Below are 26,611 nucleotides of genomic sequence, written 5' to 3' on the forward strand. Positions count from 1 at the left end.
AAACTCTCTCTGGTAAAGGCGGGCTCGCGTACCGGTATGGCGAGGGGCTACTCTTAGGCAGTTCGCTAAACCTATACAATTGGGGCGACCCACGAGGAGTTGCCACACGTTCCGCGCGGTACCGCTCAACGATCCATCAGCGGATGCAGATCGCGGACCATCGCCTTCAGGCGCTCGTCCAGCACGTGCGTGTAGATCTGCGTCGTCGAGATGTCGGCATGGCCGAGGAGCTCTTGGACGATGCGCAGGTCGGCGCCGTTCTGCAGGAGGTGACTGGCGAAGGCGTGGCGGAGCACGTGGGGGCTCACGCGGTCCGAGTGAAGGCCCGCCGACGCGGCCAGCACCTTGAGATCGCGGGCGAAGGCCTGCCGGGTGAGATAGCCGGTGTCGCTGTCGGCCGGAAACAGCCACGGGGACTCCTCCGGCACGGCCGGAAGATGTGTCGCCATGGCGGCGCGGGCCGCCTCGGTCAGGGGCACCAGGCGCTCGCGTCCGCCCTTGCCCTTGACGATGAGGTAGCGCTCGCGACTCGCGCCGGCCGTGCGGGGCAGGGCGACCAGCTCCGAGACGCGCAGGCCCGTGGCGTAGAGCAGCTCGAGCAGGCACACCATCCGGCGCGCCCGTCGGGCCGGTCCCGGCGGTTGAGCGGCGCTGGCGGCGGCCTGCGCCGTGGCGAGCAGCCGGTCGACCTCCGCGATGGACAGCACCTTGGGGAGCGCGCGCGCCCGGCGCGGCCCGGACACCGCGACGCTCGGATCGCTCTCGGCACCGCCCTCGGCGTACAGGAATTTGTGGAAACCGCGCACGCAGGACAGGCGCCGCGCCGCCGAGGACGCCTTGAGGCCCCGCGTCTCGAGATCGATCAGGAAGGCCCGCAGCGTGCCGGCCCCGACGTCGCCGAGGGCCGTGCCCGAGCGCGCGAGATAGTCGAGGTAGTCGTCCAGGTCCCGTCGGTAGGCGCTCAGGGTGTTGAGGCCGGCACCGCGCTCGGCGGCCAGCATGTCGAGGTACTCGGCGACCTCGGGACGGGGCATCCGGGCGGCGTCGCCGCCGCCCTCCGACCCGCTCAACGGCTGCCCGGCTGCAGCTTCGAGGCGGGGATGGTCACGCTCATCTCCCGCGGCGTCGGTTGGACGAAATGCGCGAGCGCGAACATGGCCGCGTAGACCAGACCCGCCAGGATCGCGAGGGTGGCAAAGAAACGGAACAGGGTCGGCACGTCGGTCGAACCTCGGGCAGACGGGCGCTGGCGGCGGGGAGGGGGCGGGCGAAGGCCTTCTCCGAGCCGCCGCCGTTGCCCGGGTTCGATCACGTGAACAAGGCGCTGACAAGGCCCACGACGACACAGCGATGCGTTTCGCAGGCCGCTTGAATCGCGCTAAGAGCCTGCCGCAGGATGTGAGGCTGCCCGCGCGACCGGCGCGCGGGGGCCGGTGGAGAGGCGGGGACGCCGCACGGATGCGATGCAGGAGTCGATGCAGGAGGCCGTGAGCGGGGAGGAGGCGGGGGAACCGATCGAGGCGCGTCTGCGCCGCGCGCTCGGCCTGCGCTCGATCGTGCTCGTCGGCCTCATGGGAGCGGGCAAGAGCACCGTCGGCCGGCGTCTGGCGAGCCGCCTCGGCCTGATCTTCAAGGATGCCGACATCGAGATCGAGGCCGCGGCCGGCCTGACGATCCCCGACATCTTCGCGATCTACGGCGAGCCGAGCTTCCGCGACGGCGAGGAGCGGGTGATCTCGCGCCTGCTGCGGGCCGGCCCCCTCGTCCTGGCGACGGGCGGCGGCGCCTACCTGCGCGAGGCGACCCGCGCGCGCATCGCGGAATCGGCGGTCTCCGTCTGGTTGAAGGCCGATCTGGACGTGCTGATGCGGCGCGTGCGCAAGCGCGGCAACCGCCCGCTGCTGCAGACCGAGGATCCGGAGGCGACGATGCGGGACCTGATGGCCGTGCGCCACCCGGTCTACGCCGCCGCCGACGTGATGGTCATCTCGCGCGAGGTGTCGCACGACCGGGTCGTCCAGGACGTGCTGGAGGCGCTGGACGCCCATCTCAGCGGCGAAGGATCCATCCCCGTGGCCGCCCAGTGAGACCCGAGCGAACCGACCCATGACCGAGCCCCGTCCGGCCCTCCTGACCGTCCACGTGCCCCTCGACGCCGGCCGCGCCTACGACATCCAGATCGGGCGCGGGCTGATCGACACGGCCGGCGCCGCCGTCGCCGCGCTCGGGGGCCGCCGGGCGGCGATCGTGACGGACGCGACGGTGGGCGCGCTCTACGCCGCGCGGCTGCGGACCAGCCTGGAGCGCGCCGGCCTTCAGGCGGGCGTGGTGACGGTGGCGCCGGGCGAGGCCTCCAAATCCTACGCGGGCTACGCGGAGGTCTGCGACGGGCTGCTGGCCCTGAAGGTCGAGCGCGGCGACCTCGTCGTGGCGCTGGGCGGCGGCGTGGTCGGCGACCTCGCGGGCTTCGCGGCCGCCACCCTGCGGCGCGGCGTGCGCTTCGTGCAGGTGCCGACGAGTCTGCTCGCGCAGGTCGACTCGTCGGTCGGCGGCAAGACCGGCATCAACGCGCCGTTGGGCAAGAACCTGATCGGCGCCTTCCACCAGCCGCGCCTCGTCCTGGCCGACACGGCCGCCCTCGACACCCTGTCCGAGCGCGAGATGCGCGCCGGTTACGCCGAGGTCGCAAAGTACGGGTTGATCGCCGATCCGGGCTTCTTCGACTGGTGCGAGGCGAACTGGCGCGGGATCTTCCTTGGCGGTCCGGAGCGCGAGCGGGCCGTCGCGTCCTGCTGCGGGGCCAAGGCCGCGGTGGTCACCCGCGACGAGCGCGAGGACGGCGAGCGGGCGCTGCTCAACCTCGGCCACACCTTCGGTCACGCCCTGGAGCGTCTGACGGGCTACGATTCCGCCCGGTTGGTCCACGGCGAGGGCGTGGCGATCGGGATGGCCCTGGCCTTCCGCTTCTCGGCCCGACTCGGGCTCTGCGCCGGCCAGGATGCCGGCCGCGTCGCGAACCACCTCGCGCTCGCCGGCCTGCCGACCCGCCTGCAGGCCGTCCCCGGCGGATGCGGCGACGTCGAAGCTCTTCTCGACGCGATGACCCAGGACAAGAAGGTCCGCGACGGCGCGCTGACCTTCATCCTCGCCCGGGGGATCGGCCAGAGCTTCATCGCCCCCGGCGTGGACCGGGCGGAGGTGGCGGCGTTCCTGCGGGATGAATTGGCATCGGACCGGACCGTCTGACGCCCGCGAAGGCCGGCTGCCGCCTTGCCTAACGCAGGCCAGGCCGCTATGAGCCTGCCACGTCCGGCGCCGGACACCGCGCGTCGCTGACGGTCCCGTCGGGGCCAGGGCCGCAATAGCTCAGCTGGTAGAGCACCTCATTCGTAATGAGGGGGTCGGGGGTTCGAATCCCTCTTGCGGCACCACTCTTCTCGAAGACGTTGTCCTCCTCCGGAGAGCCTCGTCCAGGCCGCGTTTCCGTGCGACGGCCCGGCCCCTCGAAGGCTTGTTCTCAGGGTCGTGCGTCGGGGGGCTCGCTCATGCCATGGCCAGCACGGCCGCGATCACCGCCACGCCGACCGCGAGCCACGCCGCGTAATCGCCGATCAAGCCGCTGTGGAGCACTTCCAGCGCGCGGGTCGGCGCCGATTGCGAGGCGCTGACCGGGCGGACCACCAGCGCCGGCAGGTGCCTCCGGAACAGGCCGTAGCCCGCGCCGGCCAGGGCGGCGGCGACTGAGGCCCAGGGAAGCCAGCCCGGTCCCTCCGCCAGCGCGTGCACGGCCGGCCGGTGCATGAAGGCCGACGCCGCCCGCGGAAGGGCGTGCTCGATCACGGCCGCCGGCAGACCGATATCGAGGGCCAGGAGAAGGCAGCACGGCGCCAGCATCAGCCATAGCGGCCGGTTGGCCTTCTCGCGCTCGTCCTCGCTCGGGGCGCCGGCCTCGTCGCCGGGATCGGGCCCGAGCCCGAGGAAGATGCGACCGGCGGCCCGCAGCACCGCGGCTCCTGTCAGCGCCGCGCCGATGGCGCCGGCCGCCAGCGCGTGCCCGTGCCCCTGCTGCGCCAGCGCGCCCTGGACCAGGCGCGTACCCTGGTCGAGCGCGCCGAGGGGCAGGCCGCAGAGCAGCAGCCCGGCCAGAGCCATGGCGACCCCGGCGGGCCAGATTCCCCGCCCGAGGCCGCGCAGGGCGATCTCGTCGATGCTGGCCTGGGTGGCGAGCAGGATGCCGGCGATCATGAACAGGGCGCCCTTCACCAGCCCGTGGCCCACCACGTAGACGAGCATCCCGCCGGTCCCGTCCACCGAGAGGGCGCCGAGGCCGGTGAGCATGATCCCGGCATGCGAGATCGTCGAGAAGGCGAGCATCCGCTTGAGGTGCCGCTGCAGCAGGGCCATCCAGCCGCCCAGGAGGGCGGTGAAGCTGCCCAGGCCGACGAGGAGCGCCGGCAGGGCGTGCTGGACCTGATCGGAGCCGCCGAACACGACGGCGCTCACCTTCGCGAGGCCGAACAGCCCGAGCGAGACCATCGATCCGGAGAAGATCACCGAGACCGGGCTCGGCGCCACCGCGTGGGCGTCGGCGAGCCAGAACTGGAACGGCACGATGGCGCCCTTGATCATCAGGGCCGCCGCCACGAGGCAGAACGCCCCGGCCACCACCGGATCCCGGCCACCCCGCGCCACCGCGGCCGCGATGCCCTCGAAGTCGAGCGTGCCGGTCTGAGCGTAGATCAGCCCGATGCCGCCGAGCATCAGGAAACCCGCGAGGCTGTTCACCACCGTGAAGTTGATGGCGCCCGCCAGCGCCGATTCCGCCAGATGGTAGGCCGTGAGCGCGAAGGCCGCGACACTCATCACCTCGAACCACACGAACAGGTTGAACATGTCGCGGGTGAAGCAGAACCCGACCATGGCGGCCAGGAACAGCAGCATCAGGATGTGGAAGTGGCCGTGGGTGCGGTCGAAGAAGCCCCAGGCGAACACGAAGGTCAGCGCGTAGAGCAGCCCGATGAAGGCCGCGACCCAGCCGCTGGCCTCGTCCACCGAGAAGCCGATGCCGAGATGGACTCCGTCGCGCGGCTCCCAGCCACCGAACCAGTAGATCAGCGGCCCGTCGGCGGCGTGGGTGGCGATGACGCCGCAGAGCACCGCGACGGTGAGGGCGGCCAGCGTCGCCAGGATATCCGGCAGACGGCCGGGCAGGACGTGCGCGGTCGCCAGCATCGCCGCGCAGACCACGAGCGGGATGGCGACCGGCAGGGGCAGGAGGGCGGCCGGGAAGGCGGTCACGGGGCGCTCCGCTCCGGGTCGCGCACCCGGCTCGATCCCGGATCGCGCCCCGACTTGCCGCCCGCGCGCATCGGCCGGAGTTTCTCCGGGTCCAGACTGCCGCCGCGCTTGTAGGCCTGGATGGTGAGGACGAGGAGGAGGGCGGTGAGCGTCGCGCCGACCACGATGTCGGTGAGCACCAGCGCCTGCATCACCGGGTCGACGGCGGGCGTTCCCGGCGGGTGGTCGTAGAAGATCGGCGCGATGCTGCCCCAGCGATAGCCGAGGCCGAGCAGGAGCACGTAGGTCGCCGACTGGCAGACGCCGAGGCAGCCCACGAGGTGGATGAAGTTGCGGCTCGTGGCGATGCCGTAGAGGCCGATCCCGAACAGCCACGCGGCGACCGCGTAGGGCAGGAAACTGGTGACCGCATTCACGCAGATTCCTCCCCCGGCTCCTCGGGCGCGTCGGCCTCGCGGGTCTCCTCCATGAATTCCAGGAAGAGCTGCGTGAAGCCGCCCGTCACCGCGAGGGCGACCCCGAGGTTCTCGACGAGCATCAGGCCGCCCGAGAACAGGTCGCGGAAGGTGCCGAGCGGCAGGATGTTCTGCATGAAGGCGGCGCCGGTGAGCATCGGCACCAGCCCGCACAGGGCGAAGAGCAGCGCGCCGCCGCCCTCCAGGGCGTCGAGCCAGTGGCTGCGGATGGCGTCGCGCCAGCCCGCATAGCCCTCGCCGAGGTAGATCAGCAGGGTCCCCGAGGCGAGGATGACGCCGCCCTGGAAGCCGCCGCCCGGCGTGACGGTTGCGTGCAGCACGACGTAGAGGCCGAACAGCGCGGTGAGCGGGCCGGCGATGCGGCAGGCGAGCACCACGGCCTCGGAGCGCGGGATGACGGCCCGGCCGGGCCTGCGCATGGCGCGCCCGGTCGTTCCCTCGCCGCGCCGCCCGCGCAGCAGCACCACCGTCCCGGTGATGGCGGCGAGCAGCATGAACTCCTCGCCGAGGGTGTCGAGGCCCCGGAGGTCGAAGTTGATCGCGCTGACCATGTTGGCGACGTGCCGGGCCTCCGGCGTGATCGCGTTGATGCGCGCGCCGTACTGGGCGATCGTCGATCCGAAGGGCGGCAGGCCGGCGATGACCTCGGCCGCGCCGGGGAGGAGGACGAGGCCCGCGAGGGCCAGGAGCGCGACGCGGACGCGCGGGCTCACGATTCCTCCTCGGGCGGCTGCGCCCGGACGGCCATCAGGGCCACGAGGAAGAGGAGCGGCACCGCCGCCGAGCCCACCGCCAGTTCCGAGAGCGCGACGTCGGGGGCCTGGAGGGCGTCGAACAGGATCGCCAGGACGAGCCCGTTGACCGCGATGGCGAAGACCTGCCGGGCGGGATCGCGCACCAGGACCACGGCGGTCCCGGAGATCGCGGTGAGCAGGAAGAGCAGCGGCAGGATCACCGTCATGCCGAGCGGCCCTCGCGCATCAGCACGGCCCGGCCGGACACGTGCGACAGCACCGCCGCCCAGGCGAGGAACACGACCATCATCACCAGGATCTTGAGCGACCGCCCGGAGACTCCGTCGGCCAGGAAGGCCGCCACCGTGACAAGGATCGAGGCCGCGACGTTCAGGAACGCGAGGGCGTGCATCCGGTCGAGCGCGCGGGGCAGACGCCAGAGGGCGAGCGCCGCGAGCCACGCGGCCGCGACGGCGAGGGCCAGGACCGAGCCGATCACGACGCTCATATCCAGCGCTCCAGGAAGACCGCGAGCAGCATCGTGCCGGGCAGGTTGAGCAGGACCAGGGTGAGGGCGAGATCGGTGATCGACGCCTGGTCGGTGGCGAAGGCCATGAGCGTCAGGATCAGGACCGTGACGCTGCCGGCGAGCTGGTAGGCGGCGAAACGCTGGCCCGGCCGGCCCCGCCACGCGAGCACCGCGGCCACCGCGAGCGGCGGCAGCAGCGCCAGGATGGCGACCGTCCAGACGCTCATCGCGCCTCTTCCAGGCCGTGCGTCACCACGGTTCCGTGCGCGCGGTCGAGGGTGAGCACGTAGCTGTCGGGGGCGAGCGACGCGGCCAGCAGTCCGACCGCCCGCGCCGCCGGCGCCGCGTCGCCCTCCGGCCTGGCCCAGGCGATCTCGGCGGCACTCCGCTCGCGGGTCGCGCCGCCGCCGGCGCGACCGAGGATCGCGCGCATGAGGTGCAGCCCGACGCGGGCGGTCTGGCGCGGCACGGCGAGGACGGCCGGACCGAGCGGGTGGAGCGACGCCCGGTCGAAGCGGAAGCGCAGCCCGCCGCGCCGTCCGACGCCCCACCACCAGAGCGTGCCGAGACTGGCGCAGCCGACGGCGGCCATCCCCTCGTTCAGGCTGACCGAGCCGGCGAAGACCATGTAGCTGAGCGCCAGGACGACCCAGATCGCGGCGGCGTCACGCCGCGAACGCGTCCGGATCCCGCCGATCGGCCCTGCCTGCGTCGATCCTGCCCGCATCGATCCTGACCGGCGCGCCCCGCGGAAGCGTGACCATGCGCATGTCCGACCAAACGTGGCCGCGGGCGTCGGCGTTCCCGGAACCCGGAGACACGCTTCCGTGTAGGGCGATGAAGGGTGGGCGCGCTCATGAAAGCTGAGATCCTCAATATCCGCTTCGTCCACGAGGGCTGGAGCCGCTTCGGGATCGCGCGGGTGCGCCTCGCCGACGGCGCCGTCGTCGAGCGCGAGATCGAGGACCACGGCAACTCGGTCGGGATCCTGCCCTACGACCCGGAGCGGAAGGTCGCGACGCTCGTGCGCGAATTGCGGGTGCCGCCGCTGTTCGCGGCCGGCGAGCAGGTCCAGCTGGAGGCCCCGGCCGGACTGATCGACGCCGGCAGCCCCGAGGAGAATGCCCGCCGGGAGGCGCTGGAGGAGGTGGGCCTGCGCCTGCGGGCGCTCGAATTCGTCGGCGCCACCTATTCCTGCGCCAGCCTGACCACCGAGAAGATCCACCTCTACCTCGCGCCCTACGGCCGGGCGGATCGCGCGGAGGCGGGCGGCGGGGCCGAGGGCGAGCACGAGAACATCCGGGTGGTCGAGATGCCGCTGGCCGAGCTCGCCGCCCGCGCCGACCGCGCCGAGATCACCGACCTCAAGACGCTCACCCTGGTCCTGGCGCTCCGCGCACGCCACCCGGAGCTGTTCGCCCCGTGAGACACCGCCGACGCGCGCTCGCCCGGGGGCTGCTGACCGCGCTGGTGCTCGTCGGCGTCGCGTGGGTGGCCTTCCACCTGCGCTGAGCCGGGCCCGGGCGGGTTTCGTCCGGCGTGTCCGGCGCATCGAACAATCCGCGCATGTCTTGATCGCCAGCCGCCGCAGGCCCATCGTCCGGGTCGGACACGGGAGGTCACCGGATGACGCGCGCCTGCATCGTGGGCTGGGCCCACACCCCCTTCGGCAAGCTCGAGGAGCCCGATGTCGAGGGGCTGATCGCCCGGGTCTCGGGCGAGGCGCTGGCCCATGCCGGCGTCGAGGACGCGCAGGTCGACGGCATCTACGTGGGCTCGATGAACACCGGCTTCTCGAAGCAGGGCTTCGAGGGCTCGCTGGTGGCGGTGAACCGGCCGGGCCTCGCCCACGCCCCGGCGACCCACCTGGAGAACGCCTGCGCCACCGGGTCGGCGGCCCTCTACGCGGCCCTCGACTTCGTCGACAGCGGCCGCGGCCGGGTCGCCCTGGTGATCGGCGCCGAGAAGATGACGGCCAAGAGCGTCGCCGAGACCGGCGACATCCTGCTGGGCGCCTCCTACCGGAAGGAGGAGGCCGACATCGAGGGCGGGTTCGCGGGCGTGTTCGGGCGGATCGCGGCGGGCTACTTCCAGCGCTACGGCGACCGCAGCGAGGAGCTGGCCCGCATCGCCGCCAAGAACCACCGCAACGGCGTCGGCAATCCCTACGCGCAGCTGCGCAAGGATCTCGGCTTCGACTTCTGCAACCGGGTCTCGGAGAAGAACCCCTACGTGGCCGCCCCCCTGCGGCGCACGGACTGCTCGCTGATCTCGGACGGCGCGGCGGCCCTGGTGGTGGCCGATGCCGAGACGGCCGAGGGCCTGGAGCGGGCGATCGGCTTCCGCGCCCGGGCCCACGTCAACGACATCCTGCCCCTGTCCCGCCGCGACCCGGCGGAGTTCAAGGGCGCGCGGATGGCTTGGGAGAGGGCGCGGGCCCAGGCCGGGATCGCCAACGAGGACCTCTCCTTCGTGGAGACCCACGACTGCTTCACGATCGCCGAGCTGATCGAGTACGAGGCGATGGGCCTCGCCGCGCCGGGCGAGGGTTTTCGCGTGGTGCGCGAGGGGCTCGCAGAGAAGGGCGGCCGGCTGCCGATCAACCCGTCCGGCGGGCTCAAGGCCAAGGGCCATCCCGTCGGCGCCACCGGCGTGTCCATGCACGTCATGGCCTGCCTCCAGCTCATGGGCGAGGCCGGCGAGATGCAGGTGCCCAGGGCGGAGCTCGCCGGGATCTTCAACATGGGCGGCGCGGCGGTGGCCAACTACGTGTCGATCCTGGAGCGGCGTCGCTGAGACGACTCCGGGCGCGTTCCGGCGGCACGCTTCGCCGGTCGCGGGATAACGCTGTCGGCTCTCGCGTTTCCCGAACCCCTGCGGGCTTGTCGAACGAGCTTCGGGTCCGGTGACATCGGCTGGGGGCGAGCGCAGGTCCCCTCTCCCGCTCGGGAGAGGGGGGCCTGTCGCCCCGCTCAGCCCAGCCGATCCAGCGCCTGCTGGAGATCGGCGATCAAGTCGGCCTCGCTCTCCAGACCGATCGAGAGCCGGACGGTCTCGGGCCCGACCTGCGCGGCGGCCTTCTCGTGCTCCGGCAGCTGCCGGTGCGTGGTCGAGGACGGGTGGATCGCCAGCGACTTGATCTCGCCGATGTTCACCAAGTGCGAGATCAGCTCCAGACCGGCGATGAATTCCAAGGCCGCCGGCTCGCCGCCCTTCAGCGCGAAGGTGAAGATCGAGCCCGGCCCGTCCGGGGTGTAGCGGCGGGCGAGGTCCTCGCCGGGCTGGCCCGGCAGCATCGGGTAGCTCACCCAGGCCACCGCCGGGTGATCCTTCAGGAAGGCCGCCACCGTCCGCGCGTTGGCGCAGTGCCGCTCCATGCGAAGCGGCAGGGTCTCGATCCCCATGAGCGTCAGGAACGCGTTCATCGGCGACAGGCCGGGCCCGAGGTCGCGCAGGCCGAAGAACCGGCACGCCGCCGCGAAGGGCGTCTCCGGGAAGGCCTCGGTGAGCACCAGCCCGTCGTAGTCCGGCCAGGGCTCGGTGATCAGATTGTAGCCGCCCGCCTTCGCCCAGTCGAAGCGGCCGGCGTCGCAGATCACGCCGCCGATGGTCTGGCCGGAGCCGCTGAGGAACTTCGAGGTGGAGTGCCAGACGATGTCGGCGCCGTGCTCGATCGGCCGGATCAGGGCCGGTGAGGCCAGGGTGTTGTCCACGACGAGCGGCAGGTTGTGGCGGCGGGCCACCGCGGCGATCCCGTCGAGATCCACCACCGACGCGCAGGGGTTCACGATCGACTCGCAGAAGATGGCCCGGCAGTCCGGCGTGATGGCCGCCTCGAAATCCTCCGGGGCCATGCCGCGCGCGAAGCGGGGCTTCAGGTCGTAGCGCCCGTCGAGGCGGCGCATCAGGCCGAGCGACCCGCCGAACAGGCGCGGGGACGCGACATAGGCGTCGCCGCTCTTCAGCAGCGTCATCAGGACCAGCTGCATAGCCGACTGTCCGGAGGACACCGCCACCCCGGCCTTCGCGCCCTCCAGGTCGGCGATCCGGCGCTCCAGCGCGGCGACCGTCGGGTTGGAACCGCGCGAGTACGAGAAGCCGGTCCGGCGGCCGGCGAAGATGTCGGCGGCCTGCTCGGTCGAGTCGAAGACGAAGCCGTTGGTGAAGTAGATCGGCTGGACCCGCGCGCCCGTTGCGGGATCCGGCGCCGCGCCGGCGTGGATCGCCCGGGTCGCGAAGCGGTGCGGTCGGTTCTGGTCCGTCATGGCTCTCGGTCGGGTGTTCGGGGCCCGGACCGGGTGTCAGCCCGAGCCGATCCCCGCGTCAAGCCGCGCGGCGGATGAAGGCCTGCAGGGTCCGGACCAGGGTGGTCGGCTCGTAGGGCTTCGGGATGAACCGGGCGCCCTCCGGCATGTCGTTGGGGCCGGGCGTACCCATGCCCGACACGACCAGCACGGGAATCAACGGCCAGCGATGCGCGACGAGGCGCGCCAGGGCGAAGCCGTCCATCGACCCCTGCGGCATGTCGACGTCGGTCATCAGGACGCCGACGTCGTCGCGGTTCTCCAGGACCTTCAGCGCCTTGTCGGCGTGCGACGCCTCGACGACGGTGAAGCCCGCATCCGCGAGGGTATCCGAGGCCTCCATCAGCAGGAGGCCGTCATCTTCCACCAGGAGAACGACGGGTTGGTCGGACGGGCTATCTGACATCAGACCTGCGAAGGTGAGTCTTAATTCCGAAACCCGCGCCCTATTCCTCCTGGGCTCCCCCCGTCAAGGCGCGGGGCCGGATCCGTCAGGCGGCCTCCTCGCGCTTGCCGAGGCGCTTGTCGAGGTAGGTGTCGACCGTCTGGGTCAGTTCCTCGACCTTCCCGTCGAAGAAATGGTTGGCGCCCTCGACCATCTGGTGCTCGATGATGACGCCCTTCTGGGTCTTCACCTTCTCGATCACCGGCATGACCTCGCGGGCGGGCGCCACCCGGTCCTCGGATCCGTGCACGAACAGGCCGGAGGAGGGGCAGGGGGCCAGGAAGGTGAAGTCGTAGCGGTTTGCCATGGCGGCGATGGAGATGAAGCCCTCGATCTCGGGGCGGCGCATCAGGAGCTGCATGCCGATCCACGAGCCGAAGGACACGCCCGCGATCCAGCAGGACTTCGCCTCCGGGTTGACCGACTGCACCCAATCGAGGGCGGCCGCGGCGTCCGACAGCTCGCCCGAACCGTGGTCGAACGATCCCTGGCTGCGCCCGACCCCGCGGAAATTGAAGCGCAGGGCAGCGAAACCGCGGTTGGCGAAAGTGTAGAAAAGGTTGTACACAATTTGATTGTTCATCGTACCCCCGAACTGGGGGTGCGGGTGCAGGATGATGGCGATCGGCGCGCCGCGCTTCTTGGGGGCTTGGTAACGGCCTTCCAGGCGGCCGGCCGGGCCGGTGAAGATCACTTCGGGCATCGCTCGTCTCTCGCTCTGGAGATCGCCCGCCGGGCGATCGGCGCGGCGGCGCAGCAGCCTTGACTCGTCGCGCACGCACCATAAAAGCAGTCTTAGAACAGTTCTAGTCGATTAGAACTGTTCTAAACAAGCCGTCCGAAGCACCGCGCAGGCTGCCACGCCGACCGTGCTGGGTCGGCGGGATCTCATTTTCTCGGCGCGCCTTAGCACGGCGAGCCGGTGCGCGGGCAAGGAATTGTGACGCGCCGCAGCAGGGGGCCTAACGGAACGCGGATGAGCCGGGCACGCGCCTATCTCGACTACAACGCCACCGCCCCGGTCCGGCCGGCCGTCGCGGAGTCGGTCGCGCGCGCGCTCACGCTCCCCGGCAACCCGTCCTCGATCCACGCGGAGGGGAGGGCCGCCCGGGCAGCCCTAGAAGCGGCGCGGACCGAGGTCGCGGGTCTCGTGAATGCCCGAGCCGAGCAGGTCGTCTTCACCAGCGGCGGGACCGAGGCGGCGAACGCGGTCCTGTCGGGTGCCCTCCGTCGCCGCGGCGACGCGGCACCGACGCGGTTGCTCCACTCGGCCACGGAGCATCCCTGTGTCGCGGCCGGTCACCGATTCCCGGACGCGGCCGTGCAGGAAGTGCCGGTCACCGCCGACGGCGTGGTCGATCTCGCCGCCCTGGAGGCGCGACTCGCCGCTCTCACGGACGAGACCCTGCTCCTCTCGGTCCATGCCGCCAACAACGAGACCGGCGCGGTGCAGCCGCTGGCCGAGATCGTCGGCTTGGCGCGGGCGCACGGCCGGACCCTGGTCCACAGCGACGCGGTGCAGGCAGCCGGCAAGATCCCCCTCGACATGGCGGCGCTCGGCCTCGACGCGCTGACGCTGTCGGGCCACAAGTTCGCGGCGCCCAAGGGCGTCGGCGCGTTCGTGCTGGCCGAGGGCGTCACCCTGGAGACCGCCTTCCTCCGCGGCGGCGGCCAGGAGCGGCGCCTGCGCTGCGGCACCGAGTGCCTGCCGGCCCTCGTCGGGATGGGCGAGGCCGCCCGGATCGCCCGGGAAGCCCTCGACCCGGAGGCCGCGCGCCTCTCGGCACTTCGGGACCGGATCGAGGCCGGCGTGCGGGCCATGGCGCCCGACGCGGCGGTGTTCGCCGCCGGGGCGCCGCGCCTGCCCAACACCCTGAGTTTCTCGGTCCCGGGCCTCGACGCGCCCGCGGCCCTGATCGCCCTCGACCTCGCCGGCGTGGCGGTGTCGTCGGGCTCGGCCTGCTCCTCCGGCAAGGTCGCGCGCTCGGCGACCCTCGCCGCGATGGGTGTCGGTCCTGACCTCGCCGGGGGGGCGCTGCGCGTCAGCCTCGGCTGGAACACGGTGGACGAGGAGGTGGCATGCTTCCTCGACGCCTTCGAACGGGTCTTGGAGACCCTATATAGACGGCGAGGCCAGGCGGCCTGAGCGCCGCACCCCGCTTTCCGACAGACGCTTCCCGGTCCTTGACGCCGGAGATGCCTAGGAGACGCTGATGCCTGCTGTGCAGGAAACCATCGACCGGGTCCGCTCGATCGACCTCGACCAGTACAAGTACGGGTTCGAGACCACGATCGAGATGGAGAAGTCCGAGAAGGGCATCTCCGAGGACGTCGTCCGCTTCATCTCGGCCAAGAAGAACGAGCCCGCGTGGCTGCTGGAGTGGCGCCTCGACGCCTATCGGCGCTGGCTGACCATGAAGGAGCCGGAGTGGGCCCGGGTCTCCTACGACAAGGTCGACTACAACGACATCTATTACTACGCGGCACCCAAGCGCCCGGCGGCGATGTCGCTCGACGAGATCGATCCCGAGATCCTGAAGACCTACGAGAAGCTCGGCATCCCGCTGCGCGAGGTCGAGGTGCTGGAAGGCATCGCGCCCGAGCGCCGCGTCGCGGTCGACGCCGTGTTCGACTCGGTCTCGGTGGCCACCACCTTCAAGAAGGAGCTGTCGAAGGCCGGCGTGATCTTCATGCCGATCTCCGAGGCCGTGCAGGAATATCCCGAGCTGGTGCAGAAGTACCTGGGCTCGGTGGTGCCGGTGACCGACAACTTCTTCGCGACGCTGAACTCGGCCGTCTTCTCCGACGGGTCGTTCGTCTACATCCCGCCGGGCGTCCGCTGCCCGATGGAGCTGTCGACCTATTTCCGCATCAACGAGCGCGACACCGGCCAGTTCGAGCGCACGCTGATCATCGCCGACAAGGGCAGTTACGTCTCGTATCTCGAGGGTTGCACCGCCCCGAAGCGCGACGACAATCAGCTCCACGCCGCGGTGGTCGAGTTGGTCGCCCTGGATGATGCCGAGATCAAGTACTCGACCGTTCAGAATTGGTACCCGGGCGACAACGAGGGCAAGGGTGGCATCTACAACTTCGTGACGAAGCGCGGCGATTGCCGCGGCGCCCGCTCGAAGATCTCGTGGACCCAGGTCGAGACCGGCTCGGCGATCACCTGGAAGTACCCGTCCTGCATCCTGCGCGGCGACGATTCGCGCGGCGAGTTCTACTCGATCGCGGTGTCGAACGGCATGCAGCAGGTCGATTCCGGCACCAAGATGATCCACCTCGGCAAGAACACGACGAGCCGGATCATCTCGAAGGGCATCTCGGCCGGCCGGTCGCAGAACACCTACCGGGGCCTCGTCTCGGCGCACCGGAAGGCCAAGGGCGCGCGCAACTTCACGAACTGCGACTCCCTGCTGATCGGCGATCAGTGCGGCGCGCACACCGTGCCGTACATCGAGTCGAAGAACGCCTCGGCCGTCTTCGAGCACGAGGCCACCACCTCGAAGATCTCCGAGGAGCAGAAGTTCTACTGCCAGCAGCGCGGCCTCTCCGAGGAGGAGGCGACCGCGCTCATCGTCAACGGCTTCGTCCGGGACGTGCTGCAGCAGCTGCCCATGGAGTTCGCCGTCGAGGCCCAGAAGCTGATCTCGATCAGCCTGGAAGGCTCGGTGGGCTGACCGCCTGGGCAGCTACGACGACGGCGTGCTGCGGGCGGCCCATCGGCACAGCGCGCGGCACGCCGACGAGGTCAGGAGTAGCGTCCTGTGCGGATGCTTCTTCTGGCTCGAGGTTTTCGCGCCGGACGAGATCGCGGGCTGGATCGCCGATGACGGCACCGCCCTCTGTCCCCGGTGCGGCATCGACGCGGTGATCGGCGACCTCTCCGGCTACCCGGCCGGGAGCGCCGCGTTCCTGCGGGCGATGCGGGACGAATGGTTTTGAAGGACTTGGACTGACATGCTGGAAATCAAGAACCTCGTCGTGCAGATCGAGGACAACCGCATCCTGAACGGCCTGAACCTGACCGTGAACGACGGCGAGGTCGCGGCGATCATGGGCCCGAACGGCTCGGGCAAGTCGACGCTCTCCTACGTGATCGCCGGCAAGGAGGACTACGAGGTCCTCGACGGCGAGATCCTGCTCGACGGGCAGAACGTGCTGGAGATGGCCGCCGACGAGCGCGCCGCGGCCGGCATCTTCCTGGCCTTCCAGTACCCGCTGGAGATCCCCGGCGTCGGCACCATGACCTTCCTCAAGGCCTGCCTGAACGCGCAGCGCAAGGCGCGCGGCGAGGCCGAGCTGTCGACCCCGGACTTCATCCGCGCGGTGAACGGCGCGGCCGACAAGCTCGAGATCAACAAGGAGATGCTCAAGCGCGCCCTCAACGTCGGCTTCTCCGGCGGCGAGAAGAAGCGCATGGAGATCCTCCAGATGGCGCTGCTGCAGCCGAAGTTCTGCGTGCTCGACGAGACCGATTCCGGCCTCGACATCGACGCCCTGCGCATCGTCTCCGAGGGCGTGAACGCGCTCCGCGACCAGGGCCGCTCGTTCCTGGTGATCACCCACTACCAGCGGCTGCTCAACCACATCGTGCCCGACACCGTGCACGTCATGTCGAAGGGTCAGATCGTGAAGACCGGCGGCAAGGAGCTGGCCCTCGAGCTCGAGGCCTCCGGCTACGCCGAGTACCGCACCGGGGAGGCCGCCTGAGCCATGGCCGACGTCACCAACCTCCGCTCCCCCGCCGAGGCCGGCCTGTCGAAGTTGTTCGAGACCGCCCGCCAGAGCTTCGCCAGTGAGAAGGCGATCGCCCGCGAGGAGGCCTTCCGCTTCTTCGAGGCGACCGGCTTGCCGAGCCGGCGGGTCGAGGCGTTCAAGTACACGGACCTGCGCGCCGCGATCTCGGAGGCCGCGCCCCCGGCGGAGGCGCCGAGCCTCGACGTCGCCCGGGCGGCCGTCGCCGGGGCGAAGGGCTTCTCCGGCATCGAGGCCGCGCGCCTGACCTTCGTGAACGGCCATCTCGTCCGCGAGCTGTCGGATCTCGACCGGATCCCCGAGGGCGTCACGGTCGTCACGATGTCCGAGGCGCTGACCCGGGCCCATGTCGACCTGAAGCAGCTCGCCCCGGTGCCGCAGGCCCGGGAGAACCCGGTCTACCAGCTCAACACCGCCTTCCTGGCGGACGGCGCGCTGATCACGGTGGCGCCCGGCGCGAAGCCGGCGCGGCCGCTGCACCTGCGCTTCGTGGGCGCCGGGAACACGCCGTTCTCGACGGCGACGCGCGTGCTCGTCCAGCTGGGCGAGGGCGCGGAGTTCAGCCTGCTGGAGAGCCACGAGGGTCCGGACGGGCTCACCTGCCAGCCGAACGACGCCCTCGACGTGGTGGTCGGCCCGAAGGCGGCCTTCCGCCACACGCGCCTGAACACGGAGGGCGATGCCACCGTCGCGCTCTCGACCCTGTCGCTGAAGGTCGAGGCCGAGGGTCAGGTCGAGACCGTGAACCTCGTGACCGGGGCGGTGCTGTCGCGCCACCAGATCTACGTCCACGTCGCGGGCGACGACACGAACGTCGTGGTCAACGGCGCCGCCATGCTGCGCAAGGGCCAGCTCGCCGACTCGACGCTGCTCGCCGACCATGCCGCGGTGGGCGGCGTCGGCCGCGAGCAGTTCAAGTGGATCATCGACGGTGACGCCACCGGCGTGTTCCAGGGCAAGATCATCGTCCGTCAGGCTGCCCAGCAGACCGACGGCAAGATGAAGTCCGACTGCCTCCTCCTCACCGACGAGGGGCAGATGATGAACAAGCCGGAGCTGGAGATCTTCGCCGACGACGTGGCCTGCGGCCACGGGGCCACCTGCGGCGCGCCGGACGAGGACCTGCTGTTCTACCTGATGGCCCGCGGCCTGCCGCGCGCGACCGCCGAGAGCCTGCTCGTGCAGGCCTTCGTGGGCGAGGCCGTGGAGGCGGTCACGCACGAGGGCGCCCGCGCGGCGCTGATCGGCGAGATCGAGGCCTGGCTGACAGCGCGCGCTTGATCGTCCCGGCCGGTCCCGCTCCGCGGACCGGCCCTTCTCGAAACCTGATCCCGTTCCGAGGCTACCGCGTCGGCGGACCTCGAACGAGGGATCCAGGGATCGCAACGCCAGCTGGAGGCCTCCGTCGAGGCCTCCGCTTCGCTCCGGCACCTCAGGATGAGGGCTGTTCCCGGGATCGGCGAAGTCTTCGGAAGGTCGCGACCATGAACGCACCCGTCCTCACCCCCACCTACGACGTCGCGGCGATCCGGAAGGATTTCCCGATCCTGGCGCAGCAGGTCTACGGCAAGCCGCTCGTCTACCTCGACAACGCCGCCTCGGCGCAGAAGCCCCGGCAGGTGATCGACGCGATGGTCTCCTGCATGGAGACCGGCTACGCCAACGTCCACCGCGGCCTCCACTACATGGCGAACGCCGCCACGGAGGGCTTCGAGGGCGCGCGCGAGACGACGCGCCAGTTCCTCAACGCCGCCTCGACCGACGAGATCATCTTCACCCGCAACGCCACCGAGGCCTACAACCTCGTGGCCTCGTCGATGGGCTGGGCCGGCCTGATCGGGGAGGGGGACGAGATCATCCTCTCGATCATGGAGCACCACTCCAACATCGTGCCCTGGCACTTCCTGCGCGAGCGCCGGGGCGCCGTGATCAAGTGGGCGCCGGTGGACGACCAGGGCAATTTCCTGGTCGAGGAGTACGAGAAGCTGTTCTCGCCGCGGACCAAGATGGTGGCGATCACCCACATGTCGAACGTGCTCGGCACCGTGACGCCCGCCGCCGAGATCGTGCGCATCGCCCACGCCCACGGCGTGCCGGTCCTGCTCGACGGCGCGCAGAGCGCGGTGCACCAGCCCGTCGACGTGCGGGCGCTCGACTGCGACTTCTTCGTCTTCACCGGCCACAAGGTCTACGGCCCGACCGGGATCGGCGTGCTGTACGGCAAGAAGGAATGGCTGGAGCGCCTGCCGCCCTACCAGGGCGGCGGCGAGATGATCCGGACGGTGAGCGAGGACGCGATCACCTACAACGATCCGCCCCACCGGTTCGAGGCCGGCACCCCGGCCATCATCGAGGCGGTCGGTCTCGGCGCCGCGCTCGAGTACATGATGACGCTCGGGCGCGACGCGATCGCCGCCCACGAGGCGAAGCTCACCGCCTACGCGCAGGAGCGGCTCGGCGCGATGAATTCCCTGCGACTGATCGGCACCGCCCCGGGCAAGGGCGGCGTGATCGCCTTCGAGATGAAGGGAGCGCACGCCCACGACATCGCCACGGTGATCGACCGGCAGGGCGTCGCGGTGCGGGCCGGGACCCACTGCGCGATGCCGCTGCTCAAGCGGTTCGGCGTCACCTCGACCTGCCGCGCGTCGTTCGGGCTTTACAACACCACCGCCGAGATCGATGCCCTTGCCGAGGCGCTCGGCAGAGCAGAGATGCTGTTCACCTGATACTGGGATGAGGCTGGTCCCGCCCGCGCGGGTCCGGGGAGAGTGAAGCGATGAGCACCGACGCCACCATCACGGGCGGCATGAACGCCCCCGCCGTCGCCGGCGATTCCGCGATCCCGCCGGCGGAACTGGATCGCCTGACCGACGACATCGTCGCGGCGCTGAAGAGCGTCTACGATCCGGAGATCCCGGCCGACATCTACGAGCTCGGCCTGATCTACAAGGTCGATATCGGAGACGATCGGAAGGTCGCGATCGACATGACCCTCACCGCGCCCGGCTGCCCGGTCGCCGGCGAGATGCCCGGCTGGGTCGAGAACGCGGTATCCGCCGTGCCGGGCGTTCAGTCCTGCGCGGTGACGATGGTGTTCGATCCGCCGTGGGACCAGAGCCGCATGTCGGACGAGGCCCGCGTCGCCCTCGACATGTGGTAGCGCCTCGGGCGGAGCCTAACGGCGTCCCGAGGTCGTTCCCGGGCCCGGTGCACCTCGCGGCACGGCGCCCGATTGTCGTTTGACGGGAGACGCTTGCGCCGCCTGTTCGGTGCAGGTGTCGCACATCGATCCCGGCGCGCCTGCGGCCATCTACGCAGCCGTTAAGGTCCCGCTAACCATGACCCCGCAGATCGGAGGGCGGCCGCCGCGAGTGCGGCCACTCCCTCGATATGGTTGGTGGAAGCGGATGGCTGCGGGCTACGTGGTCGCGGCGTTCTTGGAGGCGGCCGGGCTGGTCGGCCTCGTGATCGCCGTGCTCAAGATGCGGACGGAGCGGCAGGCGCGGGCCGCGGAATTGCGGAGCTTCCTTCGTTCCGGCCAGATCCCGACCGTCGACACCGCCGGGACGCGCCGTCCCGCGGACACCGCCGCGCGCGCGGTAGCCGTCCCGTACACATCCGGCCGCGACGACGGTTCGGCGGCCCGGCCGTCGCCCGCCCGCGCGGCGCTCGGACGCGCCTTCATGTCCGGCGGCGCGGCGCCGCGGGCCGGGCTGACCGGCGCGATCAGCGCAGGATGACGTCGAGGCCGCTGCCGAACAGGACCACGGCGCTGAGCGTCAGCATGAACTTCAGGTCTTCGAGGCGGGCGCTCATGATCGATCCTCGTTGTTCGGCTGACTGGCCGCTGTTCCGATGATCGATGATCACCAGATTAACGAATCTTTCGCGAGTCCTTTCAGGATCCGTTAGGGATTTACCGACGGTTTCCCTTCGCTAACGTTACCGATGTGTTAAGGCGCGCCCCGGAGCCGTCGGCTCATTCTGATCCGGCGGCGCGGCACGACACGGGCCGGCCGGAACTCACGAAGGTTCGAGCCATGTCCCCACGTCCGCGCACACCCTTCGGGCGGGCCGTCGACTGGATGTTTCGGGACCGGACCACCGGCGCGATCACCGTCGCGCAGTGGCCGAACCTGCCGCTCTGGCTGTTCGCGGGCCTCAGCCTCGCGGCCTGGCTGGCCCAGGACAGGGAACCGCTGGCCTCCTGGCTGCCGACCTCCTCGCTATCGTTCGGGGCCGACATCGCGCTGACGTGGTGGGCGGTCGACGAGCTCGTGCGCGGCGTGAATCCCTGGCGCCGGATCCTCGGTGCAGCGACCCTTGTCGGTCTGGCCGCGCTGATCACGCTTCGGCGAGCGGCCTAGCGCCGGAACTCTGCTACCGGCAATTGTATTGCTTTACAGAAACTCAGCACGGAAACTGCATCGACCGAGCCGATCGCAGATGAGCGGCACAACATTCCGCTTCCAGATGGCCGGCGGAGTGTTCTGTTCGAAGCGGCTCTGCCAAGGCGAACCCATAACGGTAGGTTGCACCCGCCGAGAAAGTGTGAATGGTCGTGCCGCGCGCCGCGCGATCGGCGTCTGTTGGGCATCCCGTGCATCCGAGCTCGGCTGAAGGATTGGTTTCGAAGAGATCATGACGGACGCGGGCGGATTCGATCTCGACGGCGCGGCGAAATCTGCTCACGAGCGGGACGTGCTGCTTCGCCAGATCGCCGACGCGCTGAACATCCCGGTCACGATCTTCCGGAGGCCGTCGGGGTCCTCGGCGACCCGCGGCCCGAGCGCCGCGGAGTGCGCCGCCCTGCTGACCGCCTTCTCGCGCATCGGTGACCCGGATCTCCGAAAGGAATGCCTCGCGCTGGCGGAGCGCTTCAGCCGCACGTGAGCGGCGGGCGTCCTCGCGGTGCGGTGGCACACACGGGCTCGGTCAGCGCCGGTCAGTCCGCGTGCTATAGGGGCGCCCGCCGCCGGAGGCGTCCCGCCCGGTCGGCCCCCCGCGTGTCCGGTGCCGGGATCATGGCTGCCGGCCCCGTGCATGCCCCCGCTCGCGCCAGGCCCTGATGCCGATCATCTCCATCTCGAAGCTGTCGAAGACCTACACGTCCGGCTTAACCGCCCTGCGCGACATCGACCTGTCCATCGAGCGCGGGGAGATCTTCGCGCTGCTCGGTCCGAACGGGGCGGGCAAGTCGACGCTCATCAACATCGTCTGCGGCATCGTCACCGCGAGCTCGGGGACCGTCCTGGTCGACGGCCACGATATCGCGGCGGATTACCGCGCCGCGCGCCGGGCGATCGGGCTCGTGCCGCAGGAACTCACCACCGACGCCTTCGAGACGGTGCTGAACACCGTGAGCTTCTCCCGCGGCCTGTTCGGGCTGCGGCCGGATCCCGGGCATATCGAGCGGATCCTCCGGGCGCTGTCCCTCTGGGACAAGCGCGACAGCCGGCTGATGACCCTGTCGGGCGGCATGAAGCGGCGGGTGCTCATCGCCAAGGCGCTGTCGCACGAGCCCCGGGTGCTGTTCCTGGACGAGCCCACGGCGGGCGTCGACGTCGAGCTGCGCCAGGACATGTGGCGCCTGGTGCGCGACCTGCGCCAGCAGGGCGTCACCGTCATCCTCACCACCCACTACATCGAGGAGGCCGAGGAGATGGCCGACCGCATCGGCGTGATCCGCCGGGGCGCGATCATCCTGGTGGAGGAGAAGGCCGCGCTGATGCGCAAGCTCGGGCGCAAGCAGCTGACCCTCCACCTCCAGCAGCCGATCGCCGCGGTGCCGCCGGAACTCGCCGATTACGGCCTGGCGCTCGCCGGGGAGGGGACCGAGCTGGTCTACACCTACGACACCCGCGCCGAGCGCACCGGCATCACCGGGCTCCTGACCGGCCTGGCGGCGGCGGGCATCCGCTTCAAGGACCTCCACACCGAACAGAGTTCGCTGGAGGACATCTTCGTGGGCCTCGTGCGCGAGGAGAGGGCACAGGCATGAGCGCGGCGTTCAGCATGAACTGGCCGGCGGTCCGGGCCATCTACCTGTTCGAGATGGGCCGCTTCTGGCGCACCGCCGGGCAGAGCATCCTGGCCCCCGTCATCTCGACCACCCTGTACTTCGTGGTCTTCGGCGCGGCGATCGGCTCCCGGGTCTCGGCGGTCGACGACGTGCCCTACGGGCTGTTCATCGTGCCCGGCCTGATCATGCTCTCGCTGCTGACGCAGAGCATCTCGAACGCCTCGTTCGGCATCTACTTCCCGCGCTTCGCCGGCACGATCTACGAGATCCTGTCGGCGCCGATCTCGCCGCTGGAGGTGGTGCTGGGCTTCGTCGGGGCGGCGGCCTCGAAGTCGATCCTGATCGGGCTGATCATCCTGGCGACCTCGGCCCTGTTCGTGCCGCTGCGGATCGACCATCCGCTCTGGATGATCGGCTTCCTGCTGCTCACCGCGGTGACGTTCAGCCTGTTCGGCTTCGTCATCGGCCTGTGGGCGGACGGGTTCGAGAAGCTGCAGCTCGTGCCGCTCCTCGTGGTGACCCCGCTGACCTTCCTGGGCGGCAGCTTCTACGCGATCGGCATGCTGCCGCCGTTCTGGCACGCGGTGAGCCTGCTGAACCCGGTCGTGTACCTGATCAGCGGGTTCCGCTGGGCGTTCTTCGGCAAGGCGGACGTGAACATCGCGATCAGCCTCGGCATGACCGCGCTGTTCCTGGTGATCTGCCTCGGCCTCGTGACCTACATCTTCCGCACGGGCTACCGGCTGAAGAGCTGAGGCCTCAGGGCTGCGCGGCCAGGAAGGCCAGCACCCCGTCCCGGTGCGGCTTGGCGCCGACTGCCGTGGAGTGGTCCTTGCCCTCGATCTCGAGCGCCCGGGCGTCCGGGATCAGGGCGGCGAGGCCGGGGCCCGAGCCCGCGACCGTGTCGAGGGTCCCGACCGAGACCAGGACCGGCACCTCGATCTGCGCGAGCTCGCCCCGGCTGAGCGTCTGGCGCGAGCCGCGCATGCAGGCGGCGAGCGCCCGCAGGTCGCTCCGGGTCTGCTCGGCGAACATGCGGAAGGCCGCGGCCGTCGGATTCGGCGCGGGCGTCCCGGCCGGCGCCTCCAGCGCCTCGGCGATGCCGGACGGCAGGCCCTTGCCCTCGATCAGGTGCATCCCGAGGCCGCCGATCAGGGCCGAGCGCACCCGGTCCGCGTGGTCCAGCGCGATGTGGGCGGTGATCCGCCCGCCCATCGAGTAGCCCATGACGTGGGCGCGCGCGATGCCGAGATGGTCGAGGAGCCGGATCGCGTCGCCGGCCATCGCCTCGGAGCTGTAGGCGGCCGGGTCGTAGAGTTTCTCGCTCTCGCCGTGGCCGCGATTGTCCAGCGCGATCGCGCGGTACCCGGCCTGGGTCAGGGCCTTCACCCACTGGGTGTTGACCCAGTTGACCGCGTGGTTCGACGCGAAACCGTGGATCAGCAGGATCGGCGTGCCGCCCCCGTCAGCCGGCGGGACGTCGATGTAGGCGATCCGCACGCCGTCGGAACTGAAGGACTCCATGCCGCGCAACCCGTGTTCATCAAGCTCGGCGACGGCTTAGACCACCCGGGCGCGCCGGAGCAATGCGGATCGATCCGCTTGCGGGTCGCGGCGCCGGCTGGCAAACCGCCCCGGTCATGACGGACACGCAGCCCTACGGCACCTATGAACCGTCCGGTCTCGTAGCGGCGATCACCCGCCGCACGAACCGGATCCCGGCCGAGTCCTGGTACGGGCGGCGCCTCGCGCTGTTCCTGCGCCGGATCGCCATCGCGCGGCTCGGGGGCAAGCCCCTCGACGTGACGCGCTACGGCGCGCGGATGCGGCTGCACCCGTACAACAACAACTGCGAGAAGAAGGTGCTCTTCACCCCGCAGTTCTTCGATCCGGAGGAGCGGGCGCTGCTCCAGGAGCGCCTGCCGCACGACTGCGTGTTCCTCGACATCGGCGCCAATGTCGGCGCCTACGCCCTCTGCGTGGCCGCCTTCTCGGGCCCGGGCGCGCGGATCGTCGCGGTCGAGCCGCAGCCCGACGTGTTCGACCGCCTGACCTACAACATCGCCCAGAACCCGTTCCACACCGTCAAGGCGGTCGCCTGCGCGGTGGCCGACAAGGCCGGCGAGCTGACCCTGTTCATCGATCCGCGCAACCGCGGCGAGTCGAGCCTGCGCATCGTCGGCACCAACGAGGGGGCGCGGATCACGGTGCCGGCGGTGACGCTGCTCGACCTGCTGCGCAGCGAGGGCCTGACCCGGGTCGACGCCATCAAGCTCGACGTCGAGGGCGCCGAGGACCTGATCCTGGAGCCGTTCCTCCGCGAGGCGCCGGACGCGCTGCTGCCGCGGATCCTGCTGGTGGAGAACGGTACCGGCCAGTGGCAGCTCGACCTGCTGCAGCACCTGGCCGGCCACGGCTACCGCGAGATCGCGCGCTCGCGGCTCAACCTGATGTTCGAGCGCGACGCCGTCAGGGCGGCGTGATCACCGGGATCTCCGCGGCGACGGTAACGCCCTCCGGTCCGACGGCGCAGCGGTAGGCGCGGACCGCCACGCCCGCCGCGCGCGCCTCCCGGAACGCCCGGTCGAAGGCGGGATCGATGTCCCGGGCGACGTCGAAGGCCTCGGCCCGCATCTGCACGACGATGACCACCAGCGCCCGGCCGCCCTCGGCCACGACCTGGGCCAGGTCGCGCATGTGCCGGGCGCTGCGAGCCGCCCTGCAGTCCGGAAACTCGGCCAGGCCCGCCCGCCGCATCAGGTGGCAGTTCTTGACCTCGACGTGGCAGGGCCCGGCCTCCGCGCCGCTCGCCAGGAAGTCGACCCGGCTGGCCTCGGCGTAGCGCACCTCGGGCCTCAGCGCGTCGTGGCCGGCCAGCGCCACGATCGCGCCCGACCGGAAGGCCTCGGCGACGAGCGCGTTCGGCCGCATCGTGTTGATGCCGACCCACTGCGCCCCGCCGGGGAGGTCGGCCTCCACCAGCTCCCAGGTGAGCGGCAGCTTGCGCGCCGGGTTGGACGAGCGCGACAGCAGCACGCGGGCGCCCGGCGCGTTCAGCCCGAGCATGGCTCCGGGATTCGGGCAGTGGACGGTGACGCGGCCGTCGTCGGTGTCGATGTCGGCGAGGAAGCGCTTGTAGCGCTGCACGAGCCGTCCCGGCATCAGCGGCGCGGCGAACTGCATGGGGTCCTCGGGGTTCACGTAGTCGCGGGCCGCGGTCGCGCTATCTGCCCGCAGGACCCGCCCGACGCCAGAGTTCCATGAGCCAGCCTTCCGAATCCGTCACCGCCGCGATCCTCGTGATCGGCGATGAGATCCTCTCGGGTCGCACCAAGGACAAGAACATCGGCACCATCGCCGACTTCCTCACCGCCGCCGGGATCGACCTGCGCGAGGTGCGGGTCGTGCCCGACGAGGCCGCCATGATCGTCGAGGCGGTCAACGCCCTGCGCACCCGCTACACCTACCTGTTCACCACCGGCGGGATCGGCCCGACCCACGACGACATCACCGCCGACTGCGTGGCCGAGGCCTTCGGGGTCGGCATCGACGTCGACGAGCGCGCCCGGGCGATGCTGCTGGAGCGGCACAAGCCCGAGGACCTCAACGCGGCCCGCCTGCGCATGGCGCGGATCCCGTTCGGGGCCGACCTGATCGCCAATCCCGTCTCGAAGGCGCCGGGCTTCCGCATCGGCAACGTCCACGTGATGGCCGGCGTGCCCAGCATCATGCAGGCCATGCTGGACTCGATCGCCCCGACGCTGACGGGCGGCGCCGCGATGATCTCCGAGACGATCGAGGCGGCCGGCCTCCCGGAGGGCACCTACGCGGGCGGACTCGGGGAGATCGCGAAGGCGCGGCCCGCCGTCTCGATCGGCTCGTACCCGGCGATCACGCCGGAGGGCTTCCGCAACCGGATCGTCGTGCGCAGCCGGGACGCCGAGGCCCTCGCCGAGGCGCGCGGCGCCGTCGAGGCCCTGCTGGCGCGGCTCTCGGCCTGACTCCTTCAATCCGATCGATCGTGTTGCGTAGCGGAGCT

32 protein-coding genes and 1 tRNA gene are annotated in these 26,611 nt (G+C 70.7%); 19 read left to right on the forward strand and 14 right to left on the reverse strand.

Going from position 1 to position 26,611, the window contains the following annotated elements; all coding sequences use genetic code 11:
* Positions 1-125: 125 nt before the first annotated feature.
* Positions 126-1,034, reverse strand: coding sequence for a site-specific tyrosine recombinase XerD (locus LOK46_RS03620; protein WP_273562525.1), 909 nt, complete (start codon positions 1,032-1,034; stop codon positions 126-128).
* Positions 1,035-1,066: 32 nt separating this feature from the next.
* The gene (locus tag LOK46_RS03625; RefSeq protein WP_273562526.1) at positions 1,067-1,219 is read right to left on the reverse strand and encodes a histidine kinase; all 153 of its coding nucleotides are present in this window, start codon (positions 1,217-1,219) and stop codon (positions 1,067-1,069) included.
* A gap of 244 nt (positions 1,220-1,463) precedes the next feature.
* Here LOK46_RS03625 and LOK46_RS03630 point away from each other — a divergent pair, with 244 nt between their 5' ends.
* The 3 genes from LOK46_RS03630 (at position 1,464) to LOK46_RS03640 (ending at position 3,431) form a co-directional block, all read left to right on the forward strand.
* The gene (locus LOK46_RS03630; protein WP_273562527.1) at positions 1,464-2,087 is read left to right on the forward strand and encodes a shikimate kinase; all 624 of its coding nucleotides are present in this window, start codon (positions 1,464-1,466) and stop codon (positions 2,085-2,087) included.
* Positions 2,088-2,106: 19 nt separating this feature from the next.
* The gene (aroB, locus tag LOK46_RS03635; RefSeq protein ID WP_273562528.1) at positions 2,107-3,246 is read left to right on the forward strand and encodes a 3-dehydroquinate synthase; all 1,140 of its coding nucleotides are present in this window, start codon (positions 2,107-2,109) and stop codon (positions 3,244-3,246) included.
* Positions 3,247-3,355: 109 nt separating this feature from the next.
* Positions 3,356-3,431, forward strand: a tRNA-Thr gene (locus tag LOK46_RS03640).
* 112 nt (positions 3,432-3,543) lie between these two features.
* On the opposite strand, the gene LOK46_RS03645 is transcribed toward LOK46_RS03640, so the two are convergent.
* The 7 genes from LOK46_RS03645 to LOK46_RS03675 are packed head-to-tail and all read right to left on the reverse strand — an operon-like array spanning position 3,544 to position 7,764.
* The gene (locus LOK46_RS03645) at positions 3,544-5,298 is read right to left on the reverse strand and encodes a complex I subunit 5 family protein (protein WP_273562529.1); all 1,755 of its coding nucleotides are present in this window, start codon (positions 5,296-5,298) and stop codon (positions 3,544-3,546) included.
* Entirely contained in the window at positions 5,295-5,714 is a 420-nt protein-coding gene (locus LOK46_RS03650; protein ID WP_273562530.1) for a sodium:proton antiporter, read from the reverse strand. The genes LOK46_RS03645 and LOK46_RS03650 overlap by 4 nt, the downstream gene beginning before the upstream one ends.
* Positions 5,711-6,487, reverse strand: a complete 777-nt coding sequence (locus LOK46_RS03655) for an MnhB domain-containing protein (RefSeq protein ID WP_273562531.1) — start codon at positions 6,485-6,487, stop codon at positions 5,711-5,713. The genes LOK46_RS03650 and LOK46_RS03655 overlap by 4 nt, the downstream gene beginning before the upstream one ends.
* Positions 6,484-6,735, reverse strand: a complete 252-nt coding sequence (locus tag LOK46_RS03660; RefSeq protein ID WP_273562532.1) for a Na(+)/H(+) antiporter subunit B — start codon at positions 6,733-6,735, stop codon at positions 6,484-6,486. Before LOK46_RS03660 ends, LOK46_RS03655 begins: the two co-directional genes overlap by 4 nt.
* Positions 6,732-7,016, reverse strand: coding sequence for a monovalent cation/H(+) antiporter subunit G (locus LOK46_RS03665; RefSeq protein WP_012317692.1), 285 nt, complete (start codon positions 7,014-7,016; stop codon positions 6,732-6,734). The genes LOK46_RS03660 and LOK46_RS03665 overlap by 4 nt, the downstream gene beginning before the upstream one ends.
* Positions 7,013-7,264, reverse strand: a complete 252-nt coding sequence (locus tag LOK46_RS03670; protein ID WP_020093421.1) for a monovalent cation/H+ antiporter complex subunit F — start codon at positions 7,262-7,264, stop codon at positions 7,013-7,015. The genes LOK46_RS03665 and LOK46_RS03670 overlap by 4 nt, the downstream gene beginning before the upstream one ends.
* Positions 7,261-7,764 carry a hypothetical protein gene (locus tag LOK46_RS03675; protein ID WP_273562533.1) on the reverse strand — a complete coding sequence of 168 codons (504 nt, stop codon included), beginning with the start codon at positions 7,762-7,764 and terminating at the stop codon, positions 7,261-7,263. Before LOK46_RS03675 ends, LOK46_RS03670 begins: the two co-directional genes overlap by 4 nt.
* Before the next feature lie 129 nt (positions 7,765-7,893).
* Between LOK46_RS03675 and LOK46_RS03680 the strand changes: the two genes are divergently transcribed.
* Positions 7,894-8,463 (forward strand): NUDIX domain-containing protein, encoded by a 570-nt coding sequence (locus LOK46_RS03680; protein ID WP_273562534.1) that lies wholly within the window; start codon positions 7,894-7,896, stop codon positions 8,461-8,463.
* Positions 8,464-8,663: 200 nt separating this feature from the next.
* On the forward strand, positions 8,664-9,833 hold the full coding sequence (locus tag LOK46_RS03685; RefSeq protein ID WP_273562535.1) for an acetyl-CoA acetyltransferase: 1,170 nt from the start codon (positions 8,664-8,666) through the stop codon (positions 9,831-9,833).
* Between the two features lie 176 nt (positions 9,834-10,009).
* On the opposite strand, the gene LOK46_RS03690 is transcribed toward LOK46_RS03685, so the two are convergent.
* The 3 genes from LOK46_RS03690 to LOK46_RS03700 all read right to left on the reverse strand — a co-directional run bounded on the left by LOK46_RS03690 (position 10,010) and on the right by LOK46_RS03700 (position 12,489).
* Entirely contained in the window at positions 10,010-11,302 is a 1,293-nt protein-coding gene (locus LOK46_RS03690) for an O-acetylhomoserine aminocarboxypropyltransferase/cysteine synthase family protein (RefSeq protein ID WP_273562536.1), read from the reverse strand.
* A gap of 58 nt (positions 11,303-11,360) precedes the next feature.
* Complete coding sequence (locus LOK46_RS03695; protein WP_273562537.1) at positions 11,361-11,747, reverse strand: response regulator; 387 nt, start codon at positions 11,745-11,747, stop codon at positions 11,361-11,363.
* An 85-nt stretch (positions 11,748-11,832) separates the two neighbouring features.
* Positions 11,833-12,489 carry an alpha/beta hydrolase gene (locus LOK46_RS03700; RefSeq protein WP_010686946.1) on the reverse strand — a complete coding sequence of 219 codons (657 nt, stop codon included), beginning with the start codon at positions 12,487-12,489 and terminating at the stop codon, positions 11,833-11,835.
* A 273-nt stretch (positions 12,490-12,762) separates the two neighbouring features.
* Between LOK46_RS03700 and LOK46_RS03705 the strand changes: the two genes are divergently transcribed.
* The 12 genes from LOK46_RS03705 to LOK46_RS03760 all read left to right on the forward strand — a co-directional run bounded on the left by LOK46_RS03705 (position 12,763) and on the right by LOK46_RS03760 (position 23,327).
* On the forward strand, positions 12,763-13,932 hold the full coding sequence (locus LOK46_RS03705) for a cysteine desulfurase family protein (protein ID WP_273562538.1): 1,170 nt from the start codon (positions 12,763-12,765) through the stop codon (positions 13,930-13,932).
* Between the two features lie 67 nt (positions 13,933-13,999).
* Entirely contained in the window at positions 14,000-15,469 is a 1,470-nt protein-coding gene (gene sufB, locus LOK46_RS03710) for a Fe-S cluster assembly protein SufB (RefSeq protein ID WP_273562539.1), read from the forward strand.
* A gap of 25 nt (positions 15,470-15,494) precedes the next feature.
* Entirely contained in the window at positions 15,495-15,734 is a 240-nt protein-coding gene (locus tag LOK46_RS03715; RefSeq protein WP_273562540.1) for a cytoplasmic protein, read from the forward strand.
* 15 nt (positions 15,735-15,749) lie between these two features.
* On the forward strand, positions 15,750-16,502 hold the full coding sequence (sufC, locus tag LOK46_RS03720; protein ID WP_020093412.1) for a Fe-S cluster assembly ATPase SufC: 753 nt from the start codon (positions 15,750-15,752) through the stop codon (positions 16,500-16,502).
* Between the two features lie 3 nt (positions 16,503-16,505).
* Complete coding sequence (locus LOK46_RS03725) at positions 16,506-17,828, forward strand: SufB/SufD family protein (protein ID WP_273562541.1); 1,323 nt, start codon at positions 16,506-16,508, stop codon at positions 17,826-17,828.
* Positions 17,829-18,031: 203 nt separating this feature from the next.
* Positions 18,032-19,276, forward strand: coding sequence for a cysteine desulfurase (locus tag LOK46_RS03730; RefSeq protein ID WP_273562542.1), 1,245 nt, complete (start codon positions 18,032-18,034; stop codon positions 19,274-19,276).
* Between the two features lie 50 nt (positions 19,277-19,326).
* Positions 19,327-19,710 carry an SUF system Fe-S cluster assembly protein gene (locus tag LOK46_RS03735; protein ID WP_273562543.1) on the forward strand — a complete coding sequence of 128 codons (384 nt, stop codon included), beginning with the start codon at positions 19,327-19,329 and terminating at the stop codon, positions 19,708-19,710.
* A gap of 247 nt (positions 19,711-19,957) precedes the next feature.
* On the forward strand, positions 19,958-20,290 hold the full coding sequence (locus LOK46_RS03740; protein WP_273562544.1) for a hypothetical protein: 333 nt from the start codon (positions 19,958-19,960) through the stop codon (positions 20,288-20,290).
* A 300-nt stretch (positions 20,291-20,590) separates the two neighbouring features.
* A complete protein-coding gene (locus LOK46_RS03745; RefSeq protein WP_273562545.1) occupies positions 20,591-20,917 on the forward strand; it encodes a hypothetical protein in 327 nt (108 codons plus the stop codon).
* A 274-nt stretch (positions 20,918-21,191) separates the two neighbouring features.
* Entirely contained in the window at positions 21,192-21,443 is a 252-nt protein-coding gene (locus LOK46_RS03750; protein ID WP_273562546.1) for a hypothetical protein, read from the forward strand.
* Positions 21,444-21,615: 172 nt separating this feature from the next.
* Positions 21,616-22,551, forward strand: coding sequence for an ABC transporter ATP-binding protein (locus LOK46_RS03755; RefSeq protein WP_273564530.1), 936 nt, complete (start codon positions 21,616-21,618; stop codon positions 22,549-22,551).
* 14 nt (positions 22,552-22,565) lie between these two features.
* On the forward strand, positions 22,566-23,327 hold the full coding sequence (locus LOK46_RS03760) for an ABC transporter permease (RefSeq protein ID WP_041372495.1): 762 nt from the start codon (positions 22,566-22,568) through the stop codon (positions 23,325-23,327).
* Positions 23,328-23,331: 4 nt separating this feature from the next.
* Here the strand turns inward: LOK46_RS03760 and LOK46_RS03765 are convergent, their stop codons facing one another.
* Positions 23,332-24,096 carry an alpha/beta fold hydrolase gene (locus LOK46_RS03765; RefSeq protein ID WP_273562547.1) on the reverse strand — a complete coding sequence of 255 codons (765 nt, stop codon included), beginning with the start codon at positions 24,094-24,096 and terminating at the stop codon, positions 23,332-23,334.
* Between the two features lie 116 nt (positions 24,097-24,212).
* Here LOK46_RS03765 and LOK46_RS03770 point away from each other — a divergent pair, with 116 nt between their 5' ends.
* Positions 24,213-25,055 (forward strand): FkbM family methyltransferase, encoded by an 843-nt coding sequence (locus LOK46_RS03770; RefSeq protein WP_273562548.1) that lies wholly within the window; start codon positions 24,213-24,215, stop codon positions 25,053-25,055.
* Here LOK46_RS03770 and sfsA read toward each other — a convergent pair.
* Positions 25,042-25,755 (reverse strand): DNA/RNA nuclease SfsA, encoded by a 714-nt coding sequence (gene sfsA, locus LOK46_RS03775; RefSeq protein ID WP_273562549.1) that lies wholly within the window; start codon positions 25,753-25,755, stop codon positions 25,042-25,044. The genes LOK46_RS03770 and sfsA overlap by 14 nt on opposite strands.
* Positions 25,756-25,832: 77 nt before the next feature.
* On the opposite strand from sfsA, the gene LOK46_RS03780 reads away from it, so the two are divergent.
* On the forward strand, positions 25,833-26,573 hold the full coding sequence (locus LOK46_RS03780; RefSeq protein WP_273562550.1) for a competence/damage-inducible protein A: 741 nt from the start codon (positions 25,833-25,835) through the stop codon (positions 26,571-26,573).
* The last annotated feature ends 38 nt before the right edge of the window (positions 26,574-26,611 follow it).

The sequence above is a fragment of the Methylobacterium sp. NMS14P genome (genome assembly GCF_028583545.1).
Classification (GTDB): domain Bacteria; phylum Pseudomonadota; class Alphaproteobacteria; order Rhizobiales; family Beijerinckiaceae; genus Methylobacterium.